General features: G+C 67.9%; 4 protein-coding genes. 2 read left to right on the top strand and 2 right to left on the bottom strand.

Annotated features, from left to right (window positions below; genetic code table 11):
- Positions 1–299 precede the first annotated feature (299 nt).
- Positions 300–551: a site-specific integrase gene (locus FNQ90_RS28440; RefSeq protein ID WP_323379895.1), complete on the top strand. Its 252-nt coding sequence runs from the start codon at positions 300–302 to the stop codon at positions 549–551.
- A 313-nt stretch (positions 552–864) separates the two neighbouring features.
- On the opposite strand, the gene FNQ90_RS11535 is transcribed toward FNQ90_RS28440, so the two are convergent.
- Positions 865–1,023 (bottom strand): hypothetical protein, encoded by a 159-nt coding sequence (locus FNQ90_RS11535; RefSeq protein WP_182606289.1) that lies wholly within the window; start codon positions 1,021–1,023, stop codon positions 865–867.
- A 539-nt stretch (positions 1,024–1,562) separates the two neighbouring features.
- On the opposite strand from FNQ90_RS11535, the gene FNQ90_RS11530 reads away from it, so the two are divergent.
- Positions 1,563–4,043: an excinuclease ABC subunit UvrA gene (locus tag FNQ90_RS11530; protein ID WP_182606288.1), complete on the top strand. Its 2,481-nt coding sequence runs from the start codon at positions 1,563–1,565 to the stop codon at positions 4,041–4,043.
- A gap of 46 nt (positions 4,044–4,089) precedes the next feature.
- Here the strand turns inward: FNQ90_RS11530 and FNQ90_RS11525 are convergent, their stop codons facing one another.
- Positions 4,090–5,292: a metallophosphoesterase gene (locus FNQ90_RS11525; RefSeq protein WP_182606287.1), complete on the bottom strand. Its 1,203-nt coding sequence runs from the start codon at positions 5,290–5,292 to the stop codon at positions 4,090–4,092.
- Between the last annotated feature and the right edge of the window lie 61 nt (positions 5,293–5,353).

Raw genomic sequence — 5,353 nt, 5'->3', positions numbered from 1 at the left:
GGGCGGGGCGGGGCGTGTCGCCGTGGGCCGCTCCCCGTCCCTGTTCGAGGTGCCGGCCCGGAGCCCGGGAGTCGCCGCGCCACCCGACACGGAAGAACCCCGGGGACGAGAGGGCGATCCGGTCGCGTCACCACCGTCACCGCGAACCCGACGGATCACATCGGGACATCGCCGGACCACTCGGTGGACACGTTCTCCCTCCCGGCGCGGTCGGCCGAGTCGGGAGGGAGGATTCCGACGACGCCGCAAGATTCGAGCTCAACGACGGGAACTGGCGACACCAGACCTGGTGGCCCGCCGTGGAGAACTCCCACTACTTCGACGATGACGGCGGACAGCGACTCGTCCCGCGCTACCCGCCGCACTCCATGCGCCGCACCTGCGCCTCGTGGCTCGTGCGGAAAGGCGTCTCGCTCTACGAGGTCCAACACCTCCTCGGCCAGGAGAACTTCCAGGCCACCCAGCGCTACGCCCACCTCCAGCCGGAGGCGCACAAGGCCGTCCTCGGCGCCCGGGAACGGTTGGAAGCCCCGCTCGCGGCCGTCGCATGAACAGAAGGATCCAGAAGAAGTACCGGGTCGGGATGAAACAAGCTCTACGGCGGCTGGCCGAAGGCCATACGCGGCGCCCGAAGTGCTTCGCTCACTGGACCTGGGCGCCCCGGCATGGGAGAGACCCGGGATGACAAGAGCGGTGACGAGAGATTGTCATGCTCCGTTCCGTGGGAGCCCGGGGGTGAGATTCCCCCGGGCGACCCGCCTGGAAAGCCACCCCGAACTCCCGACGCCCTCGTCTCCCTCGGCTGCAGCCTCATCTGCTGGTGGCGGCGCAACAAACCTCAATCATGACGGTGTTAACGAGCTCTCAGAGCAAAACCAGAACGCCGGCAATATAGGCCGCTCCCATCATAGCGGCAAATACGCCAAGGCGCTTCATTTTATGTGTTTCAATAATCCAATCCTCTTCGGTCTCGGCGTGCCTGCCGGCGATTCGATCGGTGATGCCCGCCAGGTTTAATGCCATTCAAATTCCCAGAATGATAAGATCTGCCCCAATGAGAAAGAGGATTTGATTTTCTCCTTTGAGTGGTGGTGAAACTTCCCTGATTTGTCATCCATTGCACCCGGTGCGAATGCTGCATGTCCAATTCTGGTTTAGTCCGTATCCAACGGTGCCTTCCGCTGAAGGACTGGCGTGCCCTGGCCCGCCACCTCGGTCGCCGCGAGCACATCAGCGACACGGTCCAGGCCGTCCGCCGGACTGCTGTCTCACCAACAGACTGCGGACCAGGCGTTGGCCCTGCAGAGGTGAACAGCGAACCTCACCGAGCCACCCTCCCCGGGACCCTCGCGAGCCCGAATCGGACCGAGACGTCCCCCGTCGAATACGCGAAGGGGAGGCGCTCCGGGGACGGGTGACCTCCGCGACCCTCGTGATACGACGTTCGGCTCGGTCAACTTTACGGGAGTGGCCCGGGTACGGACGGTCGCGCGTAGTAACATGCACGACCTCTCCGAGAGCCGGGGGCAGAGCATCGCCAAACCATCGGGAGGGAGGACACGATGAGGGACGCCGCACGACACGCCGAAACCATCGATGTGGTGGGGGCACGCACCAACAACCTGCGGAACGTGGGGCTGAGCATCCCGAAGGGACATGTCGTGGCGTTCACGGGGGTGAGCGGCAGCGGCAAGACGTCCCTGGCGATCGACACGCTTCACAATGAGGCCCAGCTTCGCTACCTGGAAGGGCTCTCACCGTTTGTCCGACAGTACATAACGCAACGCAACCGGCCCAAGGTCGACCGGATCCTCGGGCTCGGCGCGACGCTCGCGGTGGATCAGCGTCGGCTGAACCGCAATCCCCGATCCACGGTCGCGACCATCACCGGCATCGACGGACACCTGGGGCTGCTGTACTCGCGGCTCCCGGTGATCGGGTCCGACGCGGGCACGATGGGCGGTTGTCTGTCCACCGCCCACTTCGACCGGCACTCGCCGGAGGGGAGTTGCGCCGGTTGCCACGGAGTGGGCGGGCGTTGGCAGGCGCAGGAAGACCTGATCATCACTCATCCGGAACTTCCGCTCTTCGACGGGGCGTCACCCTGGTTCGCCAAGTGGCGGTCCGGGGAGCACGCCTTCGTTCCGGCATTGGCCGAGAAGCGCGGGGTGGACCTGTCCCGGCCCTGGCGGGAACTGCCCGGGGAATTCCGTCACCAGGTGCTCCACGGCACGGGAGACGAGAAGATCGAGGCGACGGTCGACATGCCGAACAAGAATGAGAGCGCCTCGTGGACCTACACCTCGACCCAACCGTTGAGAGGCGCACTCGCCGAGGTGGAGCGGGTCTTCGGGAACGCGGGGACACCGAGCGCCAAGCAGCGGTACCTCCCCTACATGCGCAAGGTGCCCTGCGACATCTGCGACGGCAGCGGATACGCCGAGGTGGCCCGTTTCGTGGCGCTGGGTGGATTGACGTACCCGCAGTTGCTCGAAGTGGAAGTGAGGGTGGTCCGGTCCTGGGCGGAGAACGTCGCCGGGGAGCTGAGTCGCAGTCGGCGCGAGGTGGGTGAGCCGCTGCTCCGGGACCTGTCGCGCAGGTTGGGGATTCTCGATCGGCTCGGCCTGGCCCACCTGCAACTGTCCAGGGGCGTGACGACCCTATCGGGCGGTGAGTTGCAGCGGACCCGGCTCGCCGCCCAGCTGAGTACCGAACTCAGCGGCATCATATTCGTCCTGGACGAGCCCGGGGCGGGGCTGCATCCGGCTGACAAGGCACATCTGTTGGACATCGCGCGGGACCTGCGCGCGGCCGGGAATACCGTCCTGCTGGTCGAGCACGACCCGGAACTGATCGCTCGTGCGGACTGGGTGGTCGACATGGGGCCGGGGGCCGGTCGGCTGGGCGGTGAGGTGCTGGTGGCAGGCACGCCGGATGAGGTGGCCCGCCACCCGGCGTCGCTGACCGGCCGCTACCTGAGCGGAAACGCGCCGCGCCTGCGCCGGGAGCGCCGTCCGGTCGGTGACGACACCGACTGGATGGAACTGCACGGGCTCTCCGCCCACAACGTGAACGTGAATCGGGTGAGTTTACCCGTGGGACGGCTGACCTGTCTGACCGGCGTCAGCGGAAGCGGCAAGAGCAGTCTGCTCGGGGTGATCGCAGCAGGTGCGCAGGCGGTGCTGAGCGGGGCTGTGGCCGACACCGTCCGCTCGGTGACCGGTGCGGCGGGGTTCAACTGGGTCGCCGTCGTCGACCAGGAACCGCTGGGGCGGACTCCGCGGTCCAACCCCGCCACGTACAGCAAGGCGTTCGACATCATCCGAAAGCTCTTCGGCGGGACGGAGGAGGCCCGCAGTCGCGGAATCGGCGCGCCCTGGTTCTCCTTCAACACCGCTCACGGCGGGCGTTGCGAGAGCTGTACCGGGTACGGCCGGACGCTCGTCGATATGCACTACCTGCCGGACGTGTGGGTGGTCTGCGGGGAGTGCGAGGGACGGCGTTACAAGCCCGAGGCGCTGGAGGTCACCTACGAGGGCATGACCATCGACGAGGTGCTCAAACTGACTGTCGCCGAGGCCGTGGAACGTTTCCCGAGGCCCCGACAGCTCGCGGAGACACTGGAAGCGTTGGATCGGGTCGGGCTCGGCTACCTGCAACTCGGCCAAAGTGCCACGGAACTGTCCGGAGGGGAGGCTCAACGTCTGAAACTGGCGTCCACCATCCAGCGGGGCGCTGCGAGCCGCGGGGGAGGGTTGGTCGTCCTCGATGAGCCGGTGTCGGGGCTGCACCCGTCGGACATCCAGCGCATGGTGGACGCGTTCGACGTGTTGCTCGACTCGGGCAACACCGTGGTCGTGGCGGAACACGACATCCCCGTCGCCGCGTCCGCGGACTGGGTGATTGATCTCGGCCCGGGGGCCGGGCCGGACGGGGGTGACATCGTGGCCGAGGGAACACCGGACACCGTGGCGGGGGCCGACACCCCGACTGCGGGGTTCTTCCGTCGGTACGCGGCGGGGCTTCCGTTGCTGGGGGAGTGAGGCGACCCCGGGTCGAGGCCGTTCCGCGCCCGGTGGCGAGTCGCCATCAGGCGCGGGTGGCGGCGAGGTCTATGACGTTGATCTCCGGGGGGACGCCCAGCCGCACCGGCGGGCCCCAGAAGCCGGTGCCCCGGGTGACGAAGAGCTGGGTGTCCCCATAGCTGTCCAGGCCGGCGACCGTGGGGTTCGCCAGTCCGACGAGGTGGTTGAAGGGCCACAGTTGGCCGCCGTGGGTGTGGCCGGACAGTTGCAGGTCCACGCCGTAACGGGTTGCTTCGTGCACCTGTACCGGTTGGTGCGCGAGAAGGATCACGGCCCGGTCCGGCTCCAGACCGCCGAGGGCGGCCTCATAGTCCGGGCCCTCGCCGTACTCCTCGCCGCTGACGTCGTTGACTCCGGCGAGGTCGAAGCCGGGGAGGGAGACACGCTCGTTCTCCAGCGTTCGTATTCCCAGCCGCCCCACGAAATCGATCCACTGTCGCGCTCCGGAAAAGTGCTCGTGATTACCGGTGACGAAGAAGCTGCCGTGCGGGGCCCGGAGTTCCCCGAGCGGTTCGGCGACCGTGCCCAGATCGGCCACATCACCGTCCTCCACGAGGTCGCCGACGATGGCGACCATGTCCGGCCGAACCGCGTTGATCATGTCCACGATAAGAGCGGTGCGCCCGCGGCCGGAAAGGGCGTTGATGTGGAGATCGCCGAGCAGGACGAGCCGAAAGCCGTGCGCCGCCGGGTCGAGGCGGGAGAGGGGGATGGTGATCCGCTCCAAGCGGGGCGGACCGAGCGCCGTGCGGGCTCCCGAAGCGACGGCCGCGCCCGCCGCGGCCCCGGCGGCCAGCGCCACCGAACGGCAGACGAACAGCCTGCGGGAGGGGTCTGTCGTAATTCGTCCCTCCTTGCCCCGCTCTCCGTTCGCCACCGGTGCCACCCGCTCGGCACGGCGGCGCAGGACCCGCAGGAGAAGAGGACGGATGGCCTCGCCGGCCAGCAGGGCGATGCCGAGGTACAGGATCCCGGCCATCCAGAGGAACCCGGGCCAGCCGAGGGCCGAAGCGAGGGGTTTCGGCAGCATGCGCTCACCCGGTGGTGCCGCTACCAGGAGCACGCCGAGGAGAATCAGCAGAGCGGTCGCTGCTCGGCGCGTCCGGGAACCACGGGTCGTGGTGTCGCGGATCATACGCCGCCAAACGTAGTGGTGGAGGGCGGCGAGAGGGGGGAGCACGAGGACCACGAAGAGGGCGGATGACATGGAGCCTCCGGGCCGCCTGTCCGGTGTGCCGGGGCCGGGCCGTCAGGGGCGAGGGGTGGGA

The organism is Streptomyces alkaliphilus, from assembly GCF_014141535.1.
GTDB lineage: Bacteria > Actinomycetota > Actinomycetes > Streptomycetales > Streptomycetaceae > Streptomyces > Streptomyces alkaliphilus.
The sequence above is the reverse complement of the archived record's forward strand: the minus strand, read 5'-3'. Positions and strand labels throughout refer to the sequence as shown.